Here is a 23,270-nt window from a genome sequence, read left to right on the forward strand (position 1 = left end):
ATGTCTTTTTTACGTCGGTATGGTATAATAGGTGTTTTACGCTTATTTATAGATAAATCATTAACTTTTCTAATTTGTCGTGATGCTCGCATTATCAGACATCCTTTTGATATCCGCGGTAAAGATCAGATCACAATAGGCAGCGGTTTTACAACTGGACGTTACTGCCGTCTTGAAGCACATGGTGAAAAGAAAAGACCTGCTTTAATTATTGGTTCTGATTGTCAAATTAATGATTCAGTCCATATTGTTGCTGGGGAATGTGTCAGTCTTGGAGATAATGTATTGATTGCAAGTAGGGTCTTTATTACAGACTTAAATCATGGTCAATATGCAGGCAACAATCATTCACATCCCGATACAATCTGTAGAGAAAGAGAGTTACATACTAATCCAGTATATATTGAATCTAATGTATGGTTAGGAGAAGGAGTTGTAGTTTTACCTGGGGTACGTATTGGTAAATCTTCAATAATAGGAGCTAATTCGGTAGTTACTAAAAGTATTCCCGAATATTCAATTGCTGTTGGTAACCCAGTTAGAATTATAAAGAAATTTGATTTTGATAAAAATAAATGGGTCAAGTGTGATGACTAAAAGTAATTCTGTCTTGTTTATCTGTCCTGATTTTTTTGATTATAAAAAATTGGTGGAAGAAGAGTTAAGCAAGCATTTCGATAAAATTTATAGCTTCTCTGACAGACCTGTATGCTCATCAATTTCCAAAGCGCTTTTTAAATACAACTTTCCAATTTATGCTTCTAGACTTTCAGAAAAATACTGTAGGGATATTTATGATTCTATAGCTGATGATTTATCTTCCATATCTGAAGTTATAGTAATAAAAGGAACTTGTATTACTCCTTCTTTCTTACAAAAACTCCGAAGTAATAATCATAACATTAATATAACGACTTATACGTGGGATTCCATATCCAATATCAAAACTTTTATTACACTTTCAGAATTATCTAACCGTACTTATACTTTTGATTTGAAAGATAGTCAAAAATATAAAATACCATATTTACCCCTTTTCTATAACTCAAATCATCATTATAAACTATTGACAGGCGATAAAGAAGTAATATTCGATTATTGCTTTATCGGTAGTTATCATGGTGATCGTGTAAATGTCCTTTCTCATTTTTTGGCGGGTAAAAAATTCACCAGAACTTATGTTAAAATATATTTCCAAAGTCGGTTGCAGTATATTTTTCATTACATTTTAAATCCGGCTTTGCGTTCTTGTCCAAAAGAATGGATAACTTTCAAACCAATCTTAAGAAAACAGCTAGAAGAAATTACTACTGTAAGCCATCATACAATTGATATCCATCATCAGAAACAAACGGGTCTGACGATGCGTACATGGGAAACACTCCAAAGTAATAGCAAACTCGTGACAACTAACCCAACAGTGCTAGCACATATTAATAGTAATAATGTTACGGTTATTGATCGAGATACAGGGCTTGAGTGGTCTACCGAGCAATGTGAAAATTATATTAAAAATCTTATTAGTGAAGATGATCGTGTTAAAATTTCAGGATGTTTATCTTTATCTGAATGGGTTGATGTCTTGTTAACAAAGGGTTGATTAAATATGAGTCTTTTTCCAGTAATTATGGCTGGGGGAGCAGGTAGTCGGTTATGGCCACGCTCTCGTGAGCTTTATCCGAAACAGTTTCTTTGTCTGACAGAAGAGCTGACTATGCTGCAAACAACCGTTAATCGTCTTAATGGTATTGCATGTGAAAACCCGATTGTGATTTGTAACGAGCATCACCGTTTTATTGTTGCTGAGCAGTTGCGCCAGCTTGATAAACTAACTCAGAATATCATCCTTGAACCAACAGGAAGAAATACTGCTCCTGCTATAGCGTTAGCTGCTCTAACCATTTTACGTACTACGCAGTCTGAGGATTCTCTTATTCTTGTTCTTGCTGCAGATCATGTCATCAAAAATGAAGATGCTTTTCGTCAAGCGGTTAGTAGTGCAATATATCTTGCAGAGAAGGGAAAGCTAGTCACATTTGGTATTGTTCCTAATCAACCTGAAACGGGTTACGGTTATATCTGTCGTGGTGCATCCATATCTGAAAGTGACTTCAACTTTGCCTTTGATGTTGCTCAGTTTGTTGAAAAGCCAGATTTGATTACGGCTAAAAAATATATCGCCAGTGGTGATTATTACTGGAACAGTGGCATGTTTTTGTTCAGTGCATCACGTTATTTGGAAGAGTTGGCAAAATTCCGACCTGATATATTGGCCGCTTGCGAAGAGGCAATTACTGTCGTTGACCCTGATCTAGATTTTGTCAGGGTAGACGAACAGGCATTTCTGGCCTGTCCGGACGAGTCAATTGATTATGCTGTTATGGAAAAAACAGCTGATGCGGTGGTCGTCCCCATGAATGCAGGCTGGAGCGATGTTGGTTCCTGGTCTTCATTATGGGAGATCAGTGACAAAGATCTCAGCGGCAATGTTCACCATGGCGATGTAATCAGCTATGCAACGGAAAATAGTTACGTCTACGCTGAGTCTGGCCTGGTGACCACTGTTGGGGTGAAAGATCTGGTGGTGGTGCAGACCAAAGATGCTGTGTTGGTTGCCGATCGTAACGCCGTTCAAGATGTTAAAAAAGTGGTGGAGAAGATCAAGGCGGATGGCCGCCACGAGCACCATATTCACCGCGAAGTATACCGTCCGTGGGGCAAGTATGACTCAATCGATACGGGTAATGGGTATCAAGTGAAAAGACTGACTGTGAAGCCAGGTGAAGGATTGTCTTTACAGATGCATCACCACCGAGCGGAGCATTGGATTGTAGTTTCAGGTACAGCTCAGGTCACTTTAGGTGAGGAAGTGAAATTGCTCCGAGAAAATGAGTCTATCTATATCCCTCAGGGAGTGCACCACTGCCTCGAAAATCCAGGAACAATACCTCTTAATATCATTGAAGTGCGTTCCGGATCTTATCTTGGAGAAGATGATATCGTTCGTTTTAAAGATCGCTACGGGCGAATCTGACTACTATTAATCCATGTCATGACTACTTATTTGAAATGGAAATGATTCTCCGAAGGAGCGAAACCTATGAAACAATTGAGATGTTTTAAAGCCTACGATATTCGCGGTAAGTTGGGTGACGAACTGAATGAAGATATCGCCTGGCGTATTGGTCGCGCTTATGGCGAATTCCTGAAGCCAAAAACTATTGTTCTGGGCGGCGATGTGCGCCTGACCAGTGAATCCCTGAAACTGGCCCTGGCGAAAGGGTTGCAGGACGCCGGTGTGGACGTGCTTGATATCGGTATGTCGGGCACCGAAGAGATTTATTTCGCCACTTTCCATCTGGGCGTGGACGGCGGCATCGAAGTGACCGCCAGCCATAACCCGATGGATTACAACGGCATGAAGCTGGTGCGGGAAGGGGCGCGCCCCATCAGCGGCGATACCGGCCTGCGCGACGTGCAGCGCCTGGCGGAAGCCAACGATTTCCCGCCGGTGAATGATGCGAAGCGCGGCAACTACCAGCGCATTACTACCCGTGATGCCTATATTGACCATCTGCTGGGCTACATCAATGTTAAAAACTTCACGCCGCTGAAGCTAGTGATTAACTCCGGTAACGGTGCCGCAGGGCCGGTGGTGGACGCCATCGAAGCGCGCTTTAAGGCGCTGGGCGTGCCAGTGACGTTTATCAAGGTACACAACACCCCGGACGGCAACTTCCCCAATGGTATTCCTAACCCACTGCTGCCGGAATGCCGGGCAGACACGCGCAATGCGGTGATTGAGCACGGTGCGGACATGGGCATCGCCTTCGACGGGGATTTTGACCGCTGCTTCCTGTTTGATGAGAAAGGTCAGTTTATTGAAGGCTATTACATTGTTGGCCTGCTGGCGGAAGCGTTCCTCGAGAAACATCCGGGGGCGAAAATTATTCACGACCCGCGCCTGTCCTGGAACACCGTGGATGTGGTGACGGCGGCGGGCGGCAAACCGGTAGTGTCGAAAACCGGACACGCGTTTATCAAAGAACGGATGCGTCATGAGGATGCCATTTACGGCGGCGAAATGAGCGCACATCACTATTTCCGTGATTTTGCCTACTGCGACAGCGGCATGATCCCGTGGCTGCTGGTGGCTGAACTGCTGTGCCTGAAAGGGCAGTCGCTCGGTGAACTGGTGTGTGACCGGATGGCGGCGTACCCGGCGAGCGGAGAAATCAACAGTACGCTGGCAGACCCGGCGACGGCGATTGCGCGGGTGGAGCAGCATTTTTCTCGCGAGGCGCTGACGGTGGACAGAACCGACGGCATCAGCATGTCGTTTGTCGACTGGCGCTTCAATTTACGTTCTTCCAATACTGAACCAGTGGTGCGCCTGAATGTGGAATCCCGCGCTGATACCCCGCTCATGGAAGAAAAAACGAAGCTAATTCTGGATATGCTCAGGAAATAGATAAAAGTGTCATAGGTGAATTGCTGATTTACTCCATGGAGAGAGTTTGGCGATCAATGTGATATAGATCAGCTAAGCCTATTCATTCATCCTATTACTGAGTTAACATCTAAGCCACAATTCAAGCCGCGCATACGTCGCGCGGTGACCACACCTGACAGGAGTATGTAATGTCCAAGCAACAGATCGGCGTCGTCGGTATGGCAGTGATGGGGCGCAACCTGGCGCTCAACATCGAAAGCCGTGGTTATACCGTCTCCATCTTCAACCGCTCCCGTGAAAAAACTGAGGAAGTTGTTGCCGAGAACCCGGGTAAAAAACTGGTGCCTTATTACACGGTGAAAGAGTTCGTCGAGTCTCTTGAAACCCCTCGTCGTATCCTGTTAATGGTGAAAGCGGGCGCTGGCACCGATGCTGCCATCGATTCCCTGAAGCCGTATCTGGACAAAGGCGATATCATCATTGATGGTGGTAACACTTTCTTCCAGGACACCATTCGTCGTAATCGCGAACTGTCAGCCGAAGGCTTTAACTTCATCGGTACCGGCGTGTCCGGTGGTGAAGAGGGCGCGCTGAAAGGCCCATCCATCATGCCTGGTGGTCAGAAAGAAGCGTATGAACTGGTTGCGCCGATTCTGACTAAGATTGCTGCGGTAGCGGAAGATGGCGAACCGTGCGTGACCTACATCGGTGCTGACGGCGCTGGCCACTATGTGAAAATGGTCCACAACGGTATCGAATACGGCGATATGCAACTGATTGCTGAAGCCTATTCTCTGCTGAAAGGCGGCCTGAACCTGTCTAACGATGAGCTGGCGACCACTTTCACTGAGTGGAATGAGGGCGAGTTGAGCAGCTACCTGATCGACATCACCAAAGACATCTTCACCAAAAAAGATGAAGAGGGTAAATACCTGGTTGATGTGATCCTCGACGAAGCAGCCAACAAAGGTACCGGTAAGTGGACCAGCCAGAGCTCTCTGGACCTGGGTGAACCGCTGTCGCTGATCACTGAGTCCGTATTCGCTCGCTACATCTCTTCTCTGAAAGATCAGCGCGTGGCGGCATCTAAAGTGTTGTCCGGCCCGCAAGCTAAACTGGCCGGCGATAAAGCTGAGTTCGTTGAGAAAGTCCGTCGTGCACTCTACTTGGGCAAAATCGTCTCCTACGCGCAGGGATTCTCTCAGCTGCGTGCCGCATCTGACGAATACAACTGGGATTTGAAGTACGGTGAAATCGCGAAGATCTTCCGCGCGGGCTGCATCATTCGTGCGCAGTTCCTGCAGAAAATCACCGACGCCTATGCTGAAAACAAAGGTATCGCCAACCTGCTGCTGGCCCCGTACTTCAAAAATATCGCTGATGAGTACCAGCAAGCGCTGCGTGATGTAGTGGCTTACGCTGTGCAGAACGGTATTCCGGTACCGACATTCTCTGCCGCTGTAGCCTACTACGATAGCTACCGTTCTGCGGTGCTGCCGGCTAACCTGATTCAGGCACAGCGTGACTACTTCGGTGCGCACACTTATAAACGCACCGATAAAGAAGGTGTGTTCCACACCGAATGGCTGGATTAATCTGATTTAACCCAACTGTAAATCCAGGCCCGGAGCGCTCCTCCGGGCTTTTTTATTGCCAAAAAATGGGATTCAGTCAGGTCCGATAGCCAGCGTTGTAGCAAATCACGATATACTGACGTCATGCTGAGCCGATACGCCACAATGCTGGCGGTGTGTTCACCTTCAAATGTTTAACCGGAAGAAGTTACAGAGCGAATGAAGATAACTATCTCAGGAACAGGTTACGTAGGTCTGTCGAACGGTATTCTGATTGCCCAGCACCACGAAGTGGTCGCCCTGGATATTGTCCAGGCGAAAGTCGAAATGCTGAATCAAAAAAAATCGCCGATTGTTGATCAAGAGATTGAAGAGTATCTGGCGACGAAGCAGCTGAATTTCCGTGCAACGACGGATAAGCATGATGCTTACCGCGATGCGGACTATGTTATTATCGCGACGCCTACTGACTACGATCCAAAAACCAACTACTTCAATACGTCAAGCGTCGAGTCGGTGATTCGCGATGTGGTGGCAATTAACCCAAATGCGGTGATGGTAATTAAATCAACGATTCCGGTTGGCTTTACGAACTCGATTAAAGAACAGTTAGGTATCGACAATATATTCTTCTCGCCAGAATTTCTGCGTGAAGGTCGTGCGCTATACGACAACCTGCATCCGTCCCGTATCGTTATTGGTGAACGTTCCGAACGAGCCGAGCGTTTTGCGGCGTTGCTGCAGGAAGGTGCGGTTAAAAAAGACATTCCGACGCTGTTTACTGACTCGACTGAAGCCGAAGCCATCAAGTTGTTCGCTAATACCTATCTGGCGTTACGTGTGGCCTACTTTAACGAGCTGGATAGCTATGCAGAAAGTCTTGGCTTGAACTCACGGCAAATTATTGAAGGTGTGTGCCTGGATCCGCGTATTGGTAATCACTACAACAACCCGTCATTCGGTTATGGTGGCTACTGTCTGCCGAAAGATACTAAGCAGTTGCTGGCTAACTACGCGTCTGTACCGAATAACATTATTGGCGCGATCGTTGATGCGAACCGTACGCGCAAGGACTTCATTGCAGATTCTATTCTTGCGCGTAAGCCTAAGGTGGTCGGCGTGTACCGTTTGATCATGAAAAGTGGTTCCGATAATTTTCGGGCATCATCGATTCAGGGCATCATGAAGCGCATTAAAGCCAAGGGTGTGCCCGTTATTATTTATGAACCCGTGATGGAGGAAGATGAATTTTTCCACTCTCGGGTAGTGCGTGATCTTAATGCGTTCAAAAATGAAGCAGATATCATTATTTCTAACCGCATGACGTCAGAATTAGTTGATGTTGCCGATAAAGTTTATACCCGCGATTTGTTTGGTAGTGATTAATCTCGTCTCCATAAAAAAGGCCTTATAAAAGGCCTTTTTATTGTCACCCCTAAACCACCTCCTAGGGAGGTGGTGATTGATCCTGTAAGGCTATAGCCTGAAGAATGCCCATGCCGGAATATCTCTGCTTACTCACCACAAGTAAAAGGAGACAAACCAACATGGGGCTTTACAGGAGTTCATCACATGTATATTGGCGTTGCAAATACCACATAGTCTGGACACCAAAATATCGATTCAGGATCCTCAAAGACAAGCTGGGCAAGGAGCTTTACAGGACAATCTACATTCTCTGCGGAATCAAGGATTGTGAAGTTCTGGAGTTAAATGTCCAGCCAGATCATGTACATCTAGTCGTCATCGTCCCACCTAAAATCTCAATATCAACGCTAATGGGCCATTTGAAAGGTCGCAGTGCCATCAGGCTCTACAATCGTTTTCCACACATCAGGAAGAAGCTCTGGGGAAACCATTTTTGGTCGCGTGGTTACTTTGTAGATACGGTAGGAGTGAACGAGGAAATTATCAGAAGATATGTGCGGCATCAGGAGAAAACGGAACAAACACATGAACAACAGATGGAATTGCTAGAGTAGTAAGCGGAAGGTGAAAGTAGCCCCCCTTACAGGGGGCATTCTCAAAAGCCACCTTCTAAGAAGGTGGTCTTTTACTTTAATCAGGTCAGTAATTAAACTTTGTAGAAATTACGATACCAGTCAACAAAGTTCTTCACCCCATCTTTTACCGTGGTTTCAGGTTTAAAACCAATTACCTCATACAGTGCTTTAGTGTCTGCGCTAGTTTCCAGTACATCACCTGGCTGTAGTGGTAGCATGTTTTTCTTCGCTTCAATACCCAGAGCATCTTCCAAAGCCTGGATATAGTCCATTAGCTCAACCGGTGAACTATTGCCGATATTGTAGACGCGCCAGGGCGCAATGCTGGCTGCTGGCGTACCTGTCTCAACCGTCCATTGTGTGTCTGCGTGTGGAATGACATCCTGCAGGCGAATGATTGCTTCTGCGATATCATCGATATGATCTTACCCAGCAATAGTGGACACGCGGCTAAGTGAGTAAACTCTCAGTCAGAGGTGACTCACATGACAAAAACAGTATCAACCAGTAAAAAACCCCGTAAACAGCATTCGCCTGAATTTCGCAGTGAAGCCCTGAAGCTTGCTGAACGCATCGGTGTTACTGCCGCAGCCCGTGAACTCAGCCTGTATGAATCACAGCTCTACAACTGGCGCAGTAAACAGCAAAATCAGCAGACGTCTTCTGAACGTGAACTGGAGATGTCTACCGAGATTGCACGTCTCAAACGCCAGCTGGCAGAACGGGATGAAGAGCTGGCTATCCTCCAAAAGGCCGCGACATACTTCGCGAAGCGCCTGAAATGAAGTATGTCTTTATTGAAAAACATCAGGCTGAGTTCAGCATCAAAGCAATGTGCCGCGTGCTCCGGGTGGCCCGCAGCGGCTGGTATACGTGGTGTCAGCGGCGGACAAGGATAAGCACGCGTCAGCAGTTCCGCCAACACTGCGACAGCGTTGTCCTCGCGGCTTTTACCCGGTCAAAACAGCGTTACGGTGCCCCACGCCTGACGGATGAACTGCGTGCTCAGGGTTACCCCTTTAACGTAAAAACCGTGGCGGCAAGCCTGCGCCGTCAGGGACTGAGGGCAAAGGCCTCCCGGAAGTTCAGCCCGGTCAGCTACCGCGCACACGGCCTGCCTGTGTCAGAAAATCTGTTGGAGCAGGATTTTTACGCCAGTGGCCCGAACCAGAAGTGGGCAGGAGACATCACGTACTTACGTACAGATGAAGGCTGGCTGTATCTGGCAGTGGTCATTGACCTGTGGTCACGTGCCGTTATTGGCTGGTCAATGTCGCCACGCATGACGGCGCAACTGGCCTGCGATGCCCTGCAGATGGCGCTGTGGCGGCGTAAGAGGCCCCGGAACGTTATCGTTCACACGGACCGTGGAGGCCAGTACTGTTCAGCAGATTATCAGGCGCAACTGAAGCGGCATAATCTGCGTGGAAGTATGAGCGCAAAAGGTTGCTGCTACGATAATGCCTGCGTGGAAAGCTTCTTTCATTCGCTGAAAGTGGAATGTATCCATGGAGAACACTTTATCAGCCGGGAAATAATGCGGGCAACGGTGTTTAATTATATCGAATGTGATTACAATCGGTGGCGGCGGCACAGTTGGTGTGGCGGCCTCAGTCCGGAACAATTTGAAAACAAGAACCTCGCTTAGGCCTGTGTCCATATTACGTGGGTAGGATCAATATAGGTAAAGTCACGCTTCATTTTGCCGTAGTTATAGACGTCAATACTTTTCCCTTCCAGCATCGCTTTGGTGAACTTGAACAGCGCCATATCCGGTCGACCCCATGGGCCGTATACGGTGAAAAAACGCAACCCGGTGGTGGGCAATCCGTACAGGTGGGAATAAGTATGAGCCATCAGCTCGTTGGCTTTTTTGGTTGCAGCATACAGCGACACGGGATGATCGACGGAATCATCCGTAGAGAAAGGCATTTTGCGATTCAGGCCGTAAACTGAACTGGATGAGGCATAGAGTAAATGCTGAATTTTATTATGGCGACACCCTTCCAGTATGTTCAGAAAGCCTGTGAGATTTGAGTCTGCATAGGCATGCGGGTTTTCGAGTGAATAACGTACGCCAGCCTGTGCGGCAAGATGAATGACACGTTCAAAATGCCAGGATGCGAAGAGTTCAGCCATGCCTTCGCGGTCGGCTAAATCAATTTTATGAAAATGGAAACCAGGCTGTGCCAGTAATTCCAGACGAGCTTGTTTAAGACTGACGTCGTAGTAATCGTTCAGATTATCAATACCGACTACTTGATGGCCAGCCTCAAGGAGGCGTTTGCTAACGTGGAAGCCGATAAAACCAGCGGCACCCGTAACCAGGTATTTCATGTTTATTCCTCTTTTTGGCTAAATAATAGCCAGGCACCAACAGGCGCTACTAAAAAGTGGAATGATACCGTTAGATGGTAAAAAAGCTAATTGTTATATTTTTTACGCTTACCATTTTTACTGGTCAGACGGTAAATATTCATGACATGGATTCATTAAAATGAATTGTAAAGGGCAACGATTGGCGGACATGAAATCTGATTGTTGCTGTTTTTTTGCTCATGAAAGTGTTCTTTGAGTAATTACACTTTTGTTTAATCGTATTGATTTTCAGTAGTGATTGAAATACCAATCAAAATCCCTCAAACAATTTGATTTTTTATCATTAATCCTATGGCATTGCTTCAATTTATAGCTAAACTAATCCCAGTTTAAGACTTTCCTTATCTAGGGTTTCTATGTCTGTAAGTGATAATAACATGTCCGGGCGCAGTCATGATCCGGAACAGATTGATCTGATTGATTTACTGGTACAGTTGTGGCGCGGGAAAGTAACAATCGTTATTGCGATTGTTATTGCTGTAGTGCTTGCTGTGGGCTACCTGGCAGTTGCTAAGGAGAAATGGACTTCAACAGCCATTATCACTCAACCGGATGTTGGTCAGATAGCCACATATAACAACGCCCTTAACGTGTTGTATGGTGTCAGCGCCCCTAAGGTTACTGAGTTACAGGCAAACGTGATTGGCCGTTTTAGCACGTCATTTTCTGCATTGGCGGAAACGCTGGATAATCAGGAAAAGCCTGAAAAACTATCGATTGAGCAGTCTGTAAAAGGGCAACCATTACCGTTGGCGGTTTCTTATGTGGCTGGCTCACCAGAAGACGCTCAGCGTCAGCTGGCTGAATACATTCAACAAACAGATGAAAAGGTTGCCAAAGAGCTGGAACTTGACCTGGTTGATAACATCAAATTGCAAACAACTACGTTGCAAGATTCTCTGAAAACTCAGGAAGTGGTCGCTCAGGAGCAAAAAGATCTGCGAATCAAGCAAATCCAGGAAGCGCTGCGTTATGCAGAACAAGCCGGGGTGATTAAGCCGCAGATTCAGCAAACTCAGGATGTTACGCAGGACAGCATGCTACTATTGGGTAGCGATGCCCTGAAGTCCATGATTGAGCACGAATCTACGCGTCCGTTGATATTATCTGACAACTACTTTCAGACTAAGCAAAAGCTGTTGGATATCGAAAATCTTAAGCTTGAGGGGACCGAGTTACACGCCTATCGCTATGTGATGAAACCAACGTTGCCGGTTCGTCGTGACAGTCCGAAAAAAGCGATTACCCTGGTGCTGGCGGTTCTGCTCGGTGGGATGATTGGGGCTGGTGTGGTGCTGGGGCGAAATGCGTTGCGTGGTTACAACGCAAAAGCAGAGTAAGCCTGAACCTGACAACAAAAAACCGGGCAGTGCCCGGTTTTTTCATTGTCACCCCTAAACCACCTCCTAGGGAGGTGGTGATTGATCCTGTAAGGCTATAGCCTGAAGAATGCCCATGCCGGAATATCTCTGCTTACTCACCACAAGTAAAAGGAGACAAACCAACATGGGGCTTTACAGGAGTTCATCACATGTATATTGGCGTTGCAAATACCACATAGTCTGGACACCAAAATATCGATTCAGGATCCTCAAAGACAAGCTGGGCAAGGAGCTTTACAGGACAATCTACATTCTCTGCGGAATCAAGGATTGTGAAGTTCTGGAGTTAAATGTCCAGCCAGATCATGTACATCTAGTCGTCATCGTCCCACCTAAAATCTCAATATCAACGCTAATGGGCCATTTGAAAGGTCGCAGTGCCATCAGGCTCTACAATCGTTTTCCACACATCAGGAAGAAGCTCTGGGGAAACCATTTTTGGTCGCGTGGTTACTTTGTAGATACGGTAGGAGTGAACGAGGAAATTATCAGAAGATATGTGCGGCATCAGGAGAAAACGGAACAAACACATGAACAACAGATGGAATTGCTAGAGTAGTAAGCGGAAGGTGAAAGTAGCCCCCCTTACAGGGGGCATTCTCAAAAGCCACCTTCTAAGAAGGTGGTCTTTTACATCTGCAACTTACTGATGACGTTTACGTAAATTCTCTATCACTGTCGTCAGGTCGAGGTCCTGATCCTGCAGCAGCACCAGCAGGTGATACATCAGATCAGAGGCTTCATTTGTCAGCTCAAAGCGGTCGTTCACCGTCGCAGCCAGCGCGGTTTCTACGCCTTCTTCACCCACTTTCTGTGCGATGCGTTTGGTGCCGCTGGCATACAGTTTCGCAGTGTAGGAACTGGCTGGGTCAGCAGTTTTACGTTCGGCCAGCAGTTGCTCAAGCTGATACAGGAACAGCCACTGGTGGCTGGTGTCGCCAAAGCAGCTTGAGGTGCCTTTATGGCAGGTTGGGCCAATCGGATTAACCAGCACCAGCAGGGTGTCGTTGTCGCAGTCTGGCGCAATGCTCACCACATTCAGGAAATGACCGGATGTTTCTCCTTTGGTCCACAGGCGCTGCTTAGTCCGCGAGAAAAAGGTCACTTTGCCGCTTTCGAGCGTTTTATCCAGCGCCTCCGGATTCATATAACCCAGCATCAATACTTCACCGGAAACCGCATGCTGCACGATGACTGGCATCAGCCCGTCGGTTTTTTCCCAGTCCAGCTCGCGGCATTGTTGCTTCGTTAACATATCCTGATCTCCACGCCCTGTGTTGCCAGGTACGCTTTTAATTCGCCAATATTGATGATTTGCTTGTGGAAGACGGAGGCGGCAAGCGCGCCGTCAACGTCGGCGTCCCGGAAAGCTTCCAGGAAATGTTCCATGGTGCCCGCGCCGCCGGAGGCAATCAGCGGGACGTGGCAAACGTCACGTACTTTTTTCAACTGTTCCAGGTCATAACCATTACGTACGCCGTCCTGATTCATCATGTTCAGGACGATTTCGCCCGCGCCGCGTTTTTGGACTTCCTGCACCCAGTCCAGTGTTTCCCACTGCGTGACGCGGGTACGGCTTTCATCCCCGGTATACTGATTAACGTGATATTTGCCGGTTTCGGCGTCATACCAGGTATCAATGCCCACCACGATGCACTGCACGCCAAAGCGATCTGCCAGACGGGTAATAAGTTCCGGTTCGGCCAGCGCAGGGGAGTTGATGGAGATTTTGTCCGCCCCGAAAGAGAGGATACGTGCCGCATCGTCGATGGATTTAATGCCACCGGCAACACAGAACGGAATATCGATCACTTCCGCCACGCGTGATACCCAGCTTTTATCCACTACGCGGCCATCGCTGGAAGCGGTGATATCGTAGAACACCAGTTCATCTGCGCCTTCATCGGCATAACGTTTTGCCAGTGGGACAATGTCGCCAATAATCTCGTGATTGCGGAACTGAACGCCTTTTACCACCTGTCCATCGCGAACGTCCAGACAGGGAATTATGCGTTTTGCCAGCATTGTATGGCCTCCTCAACGGTGAACTTACCTTCCAGCAAGGCTCGTCCGACGATAACACCACGAACACCGGTCCCGCGCAGGGCCGCTACGTCCTCGATTCCACCAATACCACCAGATGACTGAAACGCCACCTGCGGATATTTGGCGCACACTTCTTCATAAAGTGCGACGTTTGAGCCTGCCAGCGTGCCGTCGCGGGAGATATCGGTGCACAGCACGTGCTTCAGGCCGACGGGTAAATAGGTCTCAACCAGTTCTTCCAGTGAAACCCCGGAATCTTCCTGCCAGCCGCTAACCGCTACCTGTTTGTTCCCGCGCTCGTCAATACGAACGTCCAGTGCCAGCACCAGCGCATCGGCACCAAAACGAGCAAACCAGCTTTTGACTTCTTCGGGGGATTTTACCGCCGTCGAACCCACCACCACGCGCGCCACGCCAGCGTCAAGCAGCGCCGCCACGTCTGCTTCCGTACGCACGCCGCCGCCAACCTGTACCGGAACATTGACGCCAGCGACCAGCGTTTTGATCAGCGGGATTTGCCGCTGCGCCGGGTCTTTCGCGCCGGTTAAATCAACCAGGTGAAGTACTTCGGCCCCCTGGGCGGCGTAATCCTGCAAACGGGGGAGAGGATCGTTACCGTAATCACGTTGCCTGGCGTAATCGCCCTGATGAAGACGCACCACCGTGCCGTCGATTAAATCTAATGCCGGAATAATCATTACATCTCCAGAAAGTTTTTCAGCAACTGCGCCCCAGCCGCGCCCGAACGTTCCGGGTGGAACTGCACGCCAAAGAAATTGTCCTTTTGTACTGCCGCGGTAAACGGTTCGCCGTAATGACACTGGGCGATGGTCCACGGGTTTACCGGCATAGCATAGCTGTGAACAAAGTAGAAATATGCGCCATCTTCAATGCCCTGGAACAGACGATTTCCCGCTTGTGGATAGACGCGATTCCAGCCCATGTGCGGCAGCGGCAGACCGAAATCGGTCATCTTCGGGACATCCTGCTCAATAATGCCCAGCAGGGATACGCCGTTACTCTCTTCGCTGCGACGGCCCAGCAGTTGCATGCCTAAGCAGATCCCCAGCACTGGTTGCGTACAGGCTTTGATCAGCTCAATCAGTTCACGCTCGTGCAACTGGTCCATCGCCGCCTGGGCGGTACCGACGCCCGGCAGAAACAGTTTATCGGCGCGCAGCACCACGTCCGGGTCACGGCTGACAACCGGGTCGTATCCGTGGCGTGCGACGGCGGATTTTACCGAATGCAGGTTGGCGCAACCGGTGTCCAGAATCACCACATTCATTACAGCACTCCTTTTGAGGAGGGCAGCGTGTCGCCTTCGACGCGAATCGCCTGACGCAGAGTACGGCCAAAGGCTTTAAACAGGCTCTCCACACGGTGGTGGTCATTTTTGCCTTTGGTTTTCAGGTGCAGGGTGACGCCCATGGTGTAAGAGAGTGAGCGGAAGAAGTGTTCGATCATCTCTGTGCTCAGATCGCCAACGCGCTGGTAGGTAAACTCCGCGCGGTATTCCAGGTGCGGGCGGCCGGAGATATCCAGTGCGCAACGCGCCAGGCACTCATCCATCGGCAGTACAAAACCAAAACGGTTGATACCTCGTTTATCGCCTAATGCCAGCTTTAAGGCTTCACCCAGCGCCAAACCGGTATCTTCTACGGTGTGGTGATCGTCTATATATAGATCGCCTTTGACGGCTATCTCCATGCGAAAACCGCCATGGGTGGCGATTTGATCCAGCATGTGGTCAAAGAAGCCAACGCCGGTATTGATTTTGCTTTGGCCTTCACGGTCCAGCCAGACTTTGACGTCAATCTGCGTTTCTTTGGTATTACGCTCTACGTGTGCGTAGCGGTCACGTTTGGTCAGCTGCTCGCCGATCATCGCCCAGTTCAGGGTGTCGCGATGGTAACGCAATCCGCTAATGCCCATGTTTTCAGCGAGCTGAATATCGGTCACCCGGTCGCCAATGACGTAGCTGTTCGCCATATCCATGGCCTGTTCAACCAGATACTGTTCAACCAGCTTCACTTTTGGCTTACGGCAATCGCACTCGTCCGCTGGCAGGTGCGGGCAAATCAGTACCTCATCAAACGTCACGCCCTGAGAGGTGAAAATTTGCATCATCAGGTTATGCGGACCGTCAAAATCAGCCTGTGGGAAACTCTGCGTGCCAAGCCCATCCTGGTTAGTAATCATCACCAGCTTAAAGCCGGCTTTTTGCAGCTTCAGCAAAACGGGAACGACGTCCGGCTCGAAGGCGAGTTTGTCAAAGCGATCGACCTGAAAGTCACTTGGCGGTTCGGAAATCAGGGTTCCATCACGGTCAATAAAAAGATACTTCTGGCTCATACTTGCTCCGCACGTAAGGCGTCAATGACGCGCTGGCTCTCTTCGCGGGTTCCGACAGTAATTCGCAGGCAGCCGCTTAATGAAGGTTGTTTATTCTGATCTCGTAAGATAATGCCCTGATCCCACAAAGATTTAAATACGCTGCTTGATGCGGTGAAGCGCGCCAGAACATAGTTGGTTTCAGAGTCGAAAACCTGCTCTACACAGCGAATGGTTTTCAGGTTCTCCACCAGATACTGACGCTCTTGCAGGATCTGCTCTACGCGTTGGCGCATGGCGGAAATCCCTTGTGGCGTCAGCGCCTGGGCGGCGATATCCGCTACCGGGGTAGAAAGCGGGTAGGGAGCAATCACCTTTAACAGCAGATTGATAACCTCTTCATTCGCCAGCGTAAATCCGCAGCGTAAACCGGCGAGAGCAAATGCTTTGGACAGCGTGCGTAATACTGCCAGATGCGGATACTCAGACAGCCAGCCTGCCAGCGTGGCCTGCGGACAAAACTCAATATAGGCCTCATCAGCGACCACGATGGCTTTACCCTGCGTCATTTCGAGCAGTGAACGTAGGTCCTGCGGATTTATCAGCTGGCCGGTTGGGTTATTGGGGCTGCATACGTAGACCACCTTCACGCCATCAAGCTTGTCCGCGATGCCTTGTAAATCCAGCTGCCAGTTATCCAGGGTCGGGACGGTGCGGCATTCAACGCCAATCGTTTCGGCGCTGACGCTGTACATGCCGTAAGTCGGCGGACAGTAGAGAATGGCATCTTTACCGGGTTCGCAAAAAGCGCGCACCAGCAGTTCGATCCCTTCATCTGCGCCGCGGCTGACCAGCACCTGCTCTGGTTTGACGCCAGCATACTGCGCGTAATTCTCAATTACGGCTTTCGGCTGACACTCTGGATAGCGGTTCAGCGTCTGCTGGCGTAGCTGGAACTCAACGGCGGTTGGGTACTCATTCGCGTTGAGCCACACGTCCCCGTTACCGCCAAGACGACGGGCAGACTGATAGGGCGTTAACTCGCGAACATTCTTACGGGCTAAATCAGTGACGCTGAGAAAGTTGTCAGTGCTCATGCTTGCTCCTTCAGGGCGTTAACGCGCAGGGTGACGGCATTTTTGTGGGCAGTCAGTCGTTCAGCCGCGGCCAGTATTTCAATGGTGGAGGCCAGGGCAGAGAAACCTTGGGGAGTTAATTCCTGTACCGTCATCCGTTTCTGGAAATCAGCCAGCCCAAGGCTTGAGCAGGTTGCGGTATAGCCATAGGTCGGAAGAACGTGGTTGGTGCCGGAAGCATAGTCGCCAGCCGACTCAGGAGACCAGTCACCCAGGAATACCGAACCAGCGCTGGTGATATCGTCAACCAGTTCACGCGCGTTACGGGTCTGAATAATCAGGTGCTCAGGGCCGTAGGCGTTAGAGATGGCTACGCATTGCTCAAGATCTCTGGCGACGATCAGTCGGCTGGCGGCGAGCGCCTGACGTGCGGTGTCGGCGCGGGAAAGCTCGGCGAGCTGGCGTTCAACGGCTTTGGCCACGCCTTCGGCAAGCGTAGCGTCTGGCGTCAGCAGGATAACCTGCGAGTCGGGGCCGTGTTCGGCCTGAGAAAGCAGGTCGGAAGCAACAAAGTCAGGCGTCGCGCCGCTGTCGGCGATAACCAGCACTTCAGACGGGCCCGCAGGCATGTCGATAGCCGCGCCGTCAAGACGTTGGCTGACCTGACGTTTGGCTTCGGTCACATACGCATTGCCTGGCCCGAAGATTTTATCGACCTTAGGAATAGATTTGGTACCCAGCGCCAGCGCGGCAATGGCCTGCGCGCCGCCCACGTTGAACACCTCTTTTACGCCACACAGTTGCGCGGCGTAGAGGATTTCATCGGCAATCGGCGGCGGTGAGCAGAGCACCACTTTTTTGCAGCCAGCGATACGCGCCGGGGTCGCCAGCATTAATACGGTCGAGAAGAGCGGTGCCGATCCCCCAGGAATATACAGCCCCACGGAGGCGATAGGGCGAGTAATCTGCTGGCAGCGCACGCCAGGCTGAGTTTCAATATCCACTGGCGGCAGAATTTGCGCGGTGTGGAACGCATCAATATTACGCACCGCCGCCTGCATGGCTTGTTTCAGCTCTTCGCTCAGGCGGCTACTGGCTTGCTGAATTTCTTCTTCGGTGACGCGCAGCGCGCCGACCTCGGTTTTGTCAAACTTCGCACTGTATTCACGCAGCGCCCGGTCGCCGTTATTTTTGACGTTCTCAAGAATCTCGGCCACCGTGCGGCTGATGCTTTCAGAGGCGGATATCGCCGGGCGCATCAGCAGTTCGCGCTGCTGCTCGGGGCTACAGCTATTCCAGTCGATCAGGGTATTGAAGCTCATGGCTATCACTCCATCATCTTCTCAATCGGCAGCACCAGAATTGAGCTGGCGCCGAGCGCTTTCAGTTTTTCCATCGTTTCCCAGAACAGGGTTTCGCTGCTGACCATGTGCATGGCTACGCGCTGCTGGTCACCCGCCAGTGGCAGAATGGTAGGGCGCTCAGCGCCTGGCAGCAGGGCGATGACTTCGTCCAGACGTTCGCTCGGCGCGTGCATCATGATGTATTTTGATTCACGAGCCTGAATAACCCCCTGAATACGGGTCAGCAGTTTGTCGATCAGTTGTTGCTTGGCTTCGGCCATTTCGCCGTCGCGCTGAATCAGGCAGGCTTTAGAGCGGTAAATCACTTCCACTTCACGCAGACCGTTGGCTTCAAGCGTGGCTCCGGTTGACACCAGATCGCAAATTGCATCAGCCAGACCTGCGCGGGGAGCGACTTCTACAGAACCGTTTAACAGACAGGATTTAAACGACACCCCTTTTTGATCAAGATAACGTTTAAGCAGGTGTGGGTAAGAGGTAGCGATACGCTTACCGTTCAGCGCTGCCGGGCCATCCCAGGCTTCATCAACCGGGGTAGCCAGCGAAAGACGGCAGCCGCCGAAGTCCAGACGACGCAAGGTAAAATAGCGTGGATCTTCACCCTGTGCCCGGCGGTTGAGCAGTTCCTCTTCGAGAACGTTTTCCCCGATGATGCCGAGATCAACGACGCCGTCCATCACCAGACCCGGGATATCGTCATCACGCACGCGCAGAATATCGATCGGCATATTCTCAGCCATCGCGATCAGGCGCTGGGTGTGAAGATTAATTTTAATGCCGCAACGGGCCAGCAATTCGCGTGAATCATCGCTTAAACGACCTGATTTCTGCATAGCTATGCGTAAACGGGTGTTATCTAACATTCTTTATTCCTCGTTATCCTGTCTGAATCAGTTTGGGTCACGCACAAAAAAAAGCCCCCGGAAGAAATCTTCCGGGGGCTTTCTCATACGCTCATGCACCGCTGGAAGATTTAAATGTCTCCCAGCACACATCGCCTGAAAGACTAGTCAGGATGATGGTGATGATGGTGTTTGAATTGAGCGCGTGTCATAAATTTTCTCGATGAATGTTTATTCATTTGATGTCTTTTAACCTAAACCACTTTAGCTACGGAAAGCAAGGGCTTTTTTTGATCATTAATTCATTTCATATTGATACTATGAATTGTCAGCCACTGTGGGCTAGCGTAGCCTTGCGTTATAGGCCAAAAGTCAGGAGAGAAGGCATGAAAAAGGTCGCAATTGTCGGTTTAGGTTGGTTAGGCATGCCGTTAGCTATGTCGCTGGCGGCGAGAGGCTGGCAGGTTACCGGCAGCAAAACCACATTGGATGGGGTGGAAGCGGCCCGCATGAGTGGTATAGAGAGCTACTCGCTGCGCCTGGAGCCTGAACTGGTCTGTGAGACAGACGATCTCGACGCACTGATGGACGCCGACGCGCTGGTTATTACGCTACCTGCGCGCCGTAGCGGTCCGGGGGAGACATTTTACCTGCAGGCTATGCAGGAGCTGGTCGACAGTGCGCTGGCGTACCGTATCCCGCGGATTATTTTTACCAGTTCGACGTCGGTCTATGGCGATGCACATGGCATCGTGAAAGAAGGGACTCCGCGTAACCCGGTCACGGCAAGTGGTCGCGTTTTGAAAGAACTTGAAGACTGGTTGCACAATTTACCCGGCACTTCGGTGGATATTTTGCGCCTGGCCGGACTTGTCGGCCCGGGAAGACATCCCGGTCGTTTTTTCGCTGGCAAGACGGCGCCAGATGGACACCATGGCGTCAATCTGGTGCATCTGGATGATGTGGTTTCCGCCATCTCTTTGCTGCTGCAAGCGCCAAAAGGGGGACACATCTATAATATATGTGCGCCTATGCATCCGGCGCGCAATGTGTTCTATCCACAGATGGCCCGCCAGTTGGGGATGGAGCCGCCGGAATTTCGTGGCAATGAGGATAACGGTAAAGGTAAAGTCATTGATGGCAACCGTATTTGTAACGAGCTTGGGTTTGAGTACCAGTATCCTGACCCGCTGGTGATGCCGATGGAGTGACAGACCAGCAGAGTGCCGCTGATACCGCCAGGGGGCGAGTATGAAACCACTGCTGGACGTTCTTATCATCCTCGATGCGTTGGAAAAAGAGGGCAGTTTCGCTGCGGCGTCGGCAAAATTGTTTAAGACGCCGTCTGCGCTTAGCTACACCGTCCATAAGCTGGAAAGCGATCTTAATATTCAGCTACTCGATCGCAGCGGACATCGGGCTAAGTTTACCCGTACCGGGCAGATGCTGCTGGAAAAGGGGCGGGAGGTGTTGCACACCGTCCGCGAACTCGAAAAGCAGGCGATTAAACTTCACGAAGGCTGGGAGAATGAACTGGTTATTGGCGTAGATGATACGTTTCCCTTTTCGCTGCTGGCCCCACTCATCGAATCTTTCTATCAACACCACAGTGTGACGCGCCTGAAATTTATCAATGGCGTGCTGGGCGGCTCTTGGGATGCCCTCACTCAGGGGCGGGCGGATATTATTGTCGGCGCAACGCATGAGCCGCCTGCCGCGAGCGAATTTGGCTTTGCGCAGCTAGGGGTTCTGGAGCAGGTGTTTGTGGTTGCGTCGCATCATCCGCTGGCGCAGGAACAGGAGCCGTTGAATCGTCGCACTATTCGGCGTTTTCGCGCGATTGTGGTTGGCGACAATGCACAGCATGCCAACGTCTCCGGCTCCCAGGTGCTTGACGATCAGGAAGCCATCACCGTTTTTGACTTCAAAACCAAGCTGGAACTGCAAATCAGTGGTTTGGGATGCGGCTATATTCCGCGCTATCTGGCGCAGCGATTTCTGGAGAGCGGCGCTCTGATTGAGAAAAAGGTGGTCGCACAAATTATCTTTGAACCCGTGTGGATAGGTTGGAATGAACAGACTGCCGGGTTGGCCAGTGCCTGGTGGCGGGATGAGATTTTAGCAAATAGTGCTATTGCGGGGGTGTACGTTAAAACGGCTGCTGATAAATCAATCAGTTAAGAAAAAATATTCTTTTGTAGTAGCTTCAATCTCTTGTTATTTCTCTCCAAATTAGTGCAAAATACGCCGCTTGCAAAAAATGACATTAACCGACGTTTTAATACGCGTCGGTTATTTTTTTGCATCAAACCAATCATTCATAAAAGAGGCCGGGCTTCGTACCGGATAGATACTTACTTAAAAATCGACAGTTGTTGTCGCTGAGGATTAACAAAAAATGGGGCAATTTTTTGCTTACGCGACGGTTTTCGCCGTAATGGGGGATAACCATGTCGCATAACGCTACTCCAAACACCTCTCGCGTGGAATTACGTAAAACGCTTACGCTGGTTCCGGTTGTCATGATGGGCCTTGCCTATATGCAGCCGATGACGCTGTTCGATACATTCGGTATCGTATCAGGAATGACCGATGGTCACGTCCCGACAGCTTACGCCTTTGCACTGATCGCCATCCTCTTTACCGCACTGAGCTACGGTAAACTGGTGCGTCGCTATCCGTCTGCAGGCTCTGCCTACACTTATGCCCAGAAATCCATTAGCCCGACCGTTGGCTTTATGGTGGGTTGGTCATCACTGCTGGACTACCTGTTCGCACCGATGATCAACATTCTGTTGGCGAAAATTTATTTTGAAGCTCTGGTGCCGTCGATACCGTCATGGATATTCGTGGTGGCGCTGGTGGCCTTTATGACCGCCTTTAACCTGCGCAGCCTGAAATCTGTTGCGAATTTCAACACCGTCATCGTGTTGTTGCAGGTGGTGCTGATTGCAGTGATCCTCGGCATGGTCGTTTATGGCGTGTTCGAAGGGGAAGGTGCCGGTACGCTGGCGAGCAGCCGTCCGTTCTGGTCAGGTGATGCGCATGTGATCCCGATGATCACGGGAGCGACAATCCTGTGCTTCTCGTTCACCGGTTTTGACGGTATCAGCAACCTGTCTGAAGAAACCAAAGACGCTGAACGTGTGATCCCGCGGGCGATTTTCCTGACCGCGCTGATTGGTGGCCTGATCTTTATCGTCTCCACCTATCTGTTGCAGCTGTACTTCCCGGATATCTCACGCTTCAAGGATCCGGACGCTTCGCAGCCGGAAATCATGCTGTATGTCGCTGGTAAGTTCTTCCAGGTCGGCGCGCTGATTTTCTCTACCATTACCGTACTGGCGTCAGGTATGGCGGCGCATGCAGGCGTAGCGCGTCTGATGTATGTAATGGGGCGTGACGGTGTGTTCCCGAAAAGTTTCTTCGGTTATGTCCACCCGAAATGGCGTACTCCGTCCATGAACATCATTCTGGTTGGTGCGATTGCTCTGCTGGCAATTAACTTCGACCTGGTGATGGCGACGGCGCTGATTAACTTCGGTGCGCTGGTGGCGTTTACCTTCGTTAACCTGTCGGTGATCTCCCAGTTCTGGATCCGTGAGAAGCGTAACAAGACGCTGAAAGACCACTTCCAGTATCTGTTCCTGCCAATGTGCGGTGCGCTGACCGTTGGTGCGCTGTGGGTGAACCTGGAAGAGAGCTCAATGGTTCTGGGTCTGATCTGGGCCGCTATTGGTCTGATTTACCTGGCTTGCGTGACCAAAAGTTTCCGTAACCCGGTGCCACAGTACGACGAAGATATCGCGTAATAGCT

At 50.1% G+C, this 23,270-nt stretch carries 22 protein-coding genes, 3 pseudogenes and 1 other annotated feature; of the genes and pseudogenes, 14 read left to right on the top strand and 11 right to left on the bottom strand.

Annotated elements, in window-relative coordinates; translation table 11 throughout:
- From HV314_RS09855 to tnpA (HV314_RS09885), 7 genes are all read left to right on the top strand, one after another.
- Positions 1–597 (top strand): DapH/DapD/GlmU-related protein, encoded by a 597-nt coding sequence (locus tag HV314_RS09855; protein ID WP_181547937.1) that lies wholly within the window; start codon positions 1–3, stop codon positions 595–597.
- Entirely contained in the window at positions 590–1,600 is a 1,011-nt protein-coding gene (locus HV314_RS09860) for a hypothetical protein (RefSeq protein ID WP_181547938.1), read from the top strand. Before HV314_RS09855 ends, HV314_RS09860 begins: the two co-directional genes overlap by 8 nt.
- 6 nt (positions 1,601–1,606) lie before the next feature.
- On the top strand, positions 1,607–3,034 hold the full coding sequence (gene cpsB, locus HV314_RS09865; protein WP_181547939.1) for a mannose-1-phosphate guanyltransferase: 1,428 nt from the start codon (positions 1,607–1,609) through the stop codon (positions 3,032–3,034).
- A gap of 66 nt (positions 3,035–3,100) precedes the next feature.
- A complete protein-coding gene (gene cpsG / locus HV314_RS09870; RefSeq protein ID WP_181547940.1) occupies positions 3,101–4,471 on the top strand; it encodes a colanic acid biosynthesis phosphomannomutase CpsG in 1,371 nt (456 codons plus the stop codon).
- Positions 4,472–4,641: 170 nt separating this feature from the next.
- Positions 4,642–6,048, top strand: a complete 1,407-nt coding sequence (gndA, locus tag HV314_RS09875) for an NADP-dependent phosphogluconate dehydrogenase (protein ID WP_181547941.1) — start codon at positions 4,642–4,644, stop codon at positions 6,046–6,048.
- 198 nt (positions 6,049–6,246) lie between these two features.
- Positions 6,247–7,413 (top strand): UDP-glucose 6-dehydrogenase, encoded by a 1,167-nt coding sequence (ugd, locus tag HV314_RS09880; RefSeq protein ID WP_181547942.1) that lies wholly within the window; start codon positions 6,247–6,249, stop codon positions 7,411–7,413.
- 161 nt (positions 7,414–7,574) lie between these two features.
- Positions 7,575–8,009 carry an IS200/IS605 family transposase gene (tnpA, locus tag HV314_RS09885; RefSeq protein WP_041162689.1) on the top strand — a complete coding sequence of 145 codons (435 nt, stop codon included), beginning with the start codon at positions 7,575–7,577 and terminating at the stop codon, positions 8,007–8,009.
- Between the two features lie 92 nt (positions 8,010–8,101).
- On the opposite strand, the pseudogene HV314_RS09890 reads toward tnpA (HV314_RS09885), so the two are convergent.
- Positions 8,102–8,452, bottom strand: a pseudogene (locus tag HV314_RS09890) (protein CapI); the annotation flags it as partial.
- Between the two features lie 63 nt (positions 8,453–8,515).
- On the opposite strand from HV314_RS09890, the gene HV314_RS09895 reads away from it, so the two are divergent.
- Positions 8,516–9,678 (top strand): IS3-like element IS3 family transposase gene (locus HV314_RS09895; RefSeq protein WP_085947771.1). Its coding sequence is split into 2 segments (ribosomal slippage): positions 8,516–8,777 and positions 8,777–9,678, totalling 1,164 coding nucleotides; the frame shifts between segments, so codons are not numbered across the junction.
- A gap of 26 nt (positions 9,679–9,704) precedes the next feature.
- On the opposite strand, the pseudogene HV314_RS09900 reads toward HV314_RS09895, so the two are convergent.
- Positions 9,705–10,367, bottom strand: a pseudogene (locus HV314_RS09900) (SDR family NAD(P)-dependent oxidoreductase); the annotation flags it as partial.
- 398 nt (positions 10,368–10,765) lie between these two features.
- Here HV314_RS09900 and wzzB point away from each other — a divergent pair.
- Positions 10,766–11,749 (top strand): LPS O-antigen chain length determinant protein WzzB, encoded by a 984-nt coding sequence (gene wzzB / locus HV314_RS09905; protein ID WP_181547943.1) that lies wholly within the window; start codon positions 10,766–10,768, stop codon positions 11,747–11,749.
- A 166-nt stretch (positions 11,750–11,915) separates the two neighbouring features.
- Entirely contained in the window at positions 11,916–12,350 is a 435-nt protein-coding gene (tnpA, locus tag HV314_RS09910; protein ID WP_041162689.1) for an IS200/IS605 family transposase, read from the top strand.
- An 84-nt stretch (positions 12,351–12,434) separates the two neighbouring features.
- Here the strand turns inward: tnpA (HV314_RS09910) and hisIE are convergent, their stop codons facing one another.
- From hisIE to hisL, 9 genes are all read right to left on the bottom strand, one after another.
- Complete coding sequence (gene hisIE / locus HV314_RS09915) at positions 12,435–13,046, bottom strand: bifunctional phosphoribosyl-AMP cyclohydrolase/phosphoribosyl-ATP diphosphatase HisIE (protein WP_003030122.1); 612 nt, start codon at positions 13,044–13,046, stop codon at positions 12,435–12,437.
- The gene (gene hisF / locus HV314_RS09920; RefSeq protein WP_019077116.1) at positions 13,040–13,816 is read right to left on the bottom strand and encodes an imidazole glycerol phosphate synthase subunit HisF; all 777 of its coding nucleotides are present in this window, start codon (positions 13,814–13,816) and stop codon (positions 13,040–13,042) included. Before hisF ends, hisIE begins: the two co-directional genes overlap by 7 nt.
- The gene (gene hisA, locus HV314_RS09925) at positions 13,798–14,535 is read right to left on the bottom strand and encodes a 1-(5-phosphoribosyl)-5-[(5-phosphoribosylamino)methylideneamino]imidazole-4-carboxamide isomerase (protein ID WP_032949580.1); all 738 of its coding nucleotides are present in this window, start codon (positions 14,533–14,535) and stop codon (positions 13,798–13,800) included. Before hisA ends, hisF begins: the two co-directional genes overlap by 19 nt.
- Positions 14,535–15,125: an imidazole glycerol phosphate synthase subunit HisH gene (hisH, locus tag HV314_RS09930; protein ID WP_003030129.1), complete on the bottom strand. Its 591-nt coding sequence runs from the start codon at positions 15,123–15,125 to the stop codon at positions 14,535–14,537. The genes hisA and hisH overlap by 1 nt, the downstream gene beginning before the upstream one ends.
- Positions 15,125–16,192 carry a bifunctional histidinol-phosphatase/imidazoleglycerol-phosphate dehydratase HisB gene (hisB, locus tag HV314_RS09935; RefSeq protein ID WP_048217353.1) on the bottom strand — a complete coding sequence of 356 codons (1,068 nt, stop codon included), beginning with the start codon at positions 16,190–16,192 and terminating at the stop codon, positions 15,125–15,127. The genes hisH and hisB overlap by 1 nt, the downstream gene beginning before the upstream one ends.
- Positions 16,189–17,268, bottom strand: coding sequence for a histidinol-phosphate transaminase (gene hisC, locus HV314_RS09940; RefSeq protein ID WP_016156893.1), 1,080 nt, complete (start codon positions 17,266–17,268; stop codon positions 16,189–16,191). Before hisC ends, hisB begins: the two co-directional genes overlap by 4 nt.
- Positions 17,265–18,569 (bottom strand): histidinol dehydrogenase, encoded by a 1,305-nt coding sequence (gene hisD / locus HV314_RS09945; protein WP_181547944.1) that lies wholly within the window; start codon positions 18,567–18,569, stop codon positions 17,265–17,267. Before hisD ends, hisC begins: the two co-directional genes overlap by 4 nt.
- Positions 18,570–18,574: 5 nt before the next feature.
- On the bottom strand, positions 18,575–19,474 hold the full coding sequence (gene hisG, locus HV314_RS09950) for an ATP phosphoribosyltransferase (protein ID WP_003834191.1): 900 nt from the start codon (positions 19,472–19,474) through the stop codon (positions 18,575–18,577).
- A 45-nt stretch (positions 19,475–19,519) separates the two neighbouring features.
- Positions 19,520–19,642, bottom strand: a sequence feature (His leader region).
- On the bottom strand, positions 19,618–19,665 hold the full coding sequence (gene hisL / locus HV314_RS09955; RefSeq protein ID WP_100250077.1) for a his operon leader peptide: 48 nt from the start codon (positions 19,663–19,665) through the stop codon (positions 19,618–19,620). It overlaps the preceding feature by 25 nt.
- A 174-nt stretch (positions 19,666–19,839) precedes the next feature.
- Between hisL and HV314_RS09960 the strand changes: the two genes are divergently transcribed.
- The 4 genes and pseudogenes from HV314_RS09960 to plaP all read left to right on the top strand — a co-directional run bounded on the left by HV314_RS09960 (position 19,840) and on the right by plaP (position 23,265).
- A complete protein-coding gene (locus tag HV314_RS09960; protein ID WP_181547945.1) occupies positions 19,840–20,664 on the top strand; it encodes an SDR family oxidoreductase in 825 nt (274 codons plus the stop codon).
- 40 nt (positions 20,665–20,704) lie between these two features.
- Positions 20,705–21,689 (top strand): annotated as a pseudogene (locus tag HV314_RS09965) (LysR substrate-binding domain-containing protein).
- A gap of 162 nt (positions 21,690–21,851) precedes the next feature.
- The gene (gene yoeI, locus HV314_RS27580) at positions 21,852–21,914 is read left to right on the top strand and encodes a membrane protein YoeI (RefSeq protein WP_099045591.1); all 63 of its coding nucleotides are present in this window, start codon (positions 21,852–21,854) and stop codon (positions 21,912–21,914) included.
- A complete protein-coding gene (plaP, locus tag HV314_RS09975; RefSeq protein WP_016153551.1) occupies positions 21,904–23,265 on the top strand; it encodes a putrescine/proton symporter PlaP in 1,362 nt (453 codons plus the stop codon). The genes yoeI and plaP overlap by 11 nt, the downstream gene beginning before the upstream one ends.
- Positions 23,266–23,270: the final 5 nt, after the last annotated feature.

Origin of the sequence: Citrobacter sp. RHBSTW-00887, from assembly GCF_013728095.1 — a bacterium.
Lineage (GTDB): Bacteria > Pseudomonadota > Gammaproteobacteria > Enterobacterales > Enterobacteriaceae > Citrobacter > Citrobacter braakii.

Excerpts from the sequence above, each read along its gene's own strand:
- HV314_RS09855 (WP_181547937.1), top strand. The coding sequence starts at position 1 with ATGTCTTTTTTACGTCGGTATGGTATAATAGGTGTTTTACGCTTATTT.
- HV314_RS09860 (WP_181547938.1), top strand. The coding sequence starts at position 590 with ATGACTAAAAGTAATTCTGTCTTGTTTATCTGTCCTGATTTTTTTGAT.
- cpsB (WP_181547939.1), top strand. The coding sequence starts at position 1,607 with ATGAGTCTTTTTCCAGTAATTATGGCTGGGGGAGCAGGTAGTCGGTTA.
- cpsG (WP_181547940.1), top strand. The coding sequence starts at position 3,101 with ATGAAACAATTGAGATGTTTTAAAGCCTACGATATTCGCGGTAAGTTG.
- gndA (WP_181547941.1), top strand. The coding sequence starts at position 4,642 with ATGTCCAAGCAACAGATCGGCGTCGTCGGTATGGCAGTGATGGGGCGC.
- ugd (WP_181547942.1), top strand. The coding sequence starts at position 6,247 with ATGAAGATAACTATCTCAGGAACAGGTTACGTAGGTCTGTCGAACGGT.
- tnpA (WP_041162689.1), top strand. The coding sequence starts at position 7,575 with ATGGGGCTTTACAGGAGTTCATCACATGTATATTGGCGTTGCAAATAC.
- wzzB (WP_181547943.1), top strand. The coding sequence starts at position 10,766 with ATGTCTGTAAGTGATAATAACATGTCCGGGCGCAGTCATGATCCGGAA.
- tnpA (WP_041162689.1), top strand. The coding sequence starts at position 11,916 with ATGGGGCTTTACAGGAGTTCATCACATGTATATTGGCGTTGCAAATAC.
- hisIE (WP_003030122.1), bottom strand. The coding sequence starts at position 13,046 with ATGTTAACGAAGCAACAATGCCGCGAGCTGGACTGGGAAAAAACCGAC.
- hisF (WP_019077116.1), bottom strand. The coding sequence starts at position 13,816 with ATGCTGGCAAAACGCATAATTCCCTGTCTGGACGTTCGCGATGGACAG.
- hisA (WP_032949580.1), bottom strand. The coding sequence starts at position 14,535 with ATGATTATTCCGGCATTAGATTTAATCGACGGCACGGTGGTGCGTCTT.
- hisH (WP_003030129.1), bottom strand. The coding sequence starts at position 15,125 with ATGAATGTGGTGATTCTGGACACCGGTTGCGCCAACCTGCATTCGGTA.
- hisB (WP_048217353.1), bottom strand. The coding sequence starts at position 16,192 with ATGAGCCAGAAGTATCTTTTTATTGACCGTGATGGAACCCTGATTTCC.
- hisC (WP_016156893.1), bottom strand. The coding sequence starts at position 17,268 with ATGAGCACTGACAACTTTCTCAGCGTCACTGATTTAGCCCGTAAGAAT.
- hisD (WP_181547944.1), bottom strand. The coding sequence starts at position 18,569 with ATGAGCTTCAATACCCTGATCGACTGGAATAGCTGTAGCCCCGAGCAG.
- hisG (WP_003834191.1), bottom strand. The coding sequence starts at position 19,474 with ATGTTAGATAACACCCGTTTACGCATAGCTATGCAGAAATCAGGTCGT.
- HV314_RS09960 (WP_181547945.1), top strand. The coding sequence starts at position 19,840 with ATGAAAAAGGTCGCAATTGTCGGTTTAGGTTGGTTAGGCATGCCGTTA.
- plaP (WP_016153551.1), top strand. The coding sequence starts at position 21,904 with ATGTCGCATAACGCTACTCCAAACACCTCTCGCGTGGAATTACGTAAA.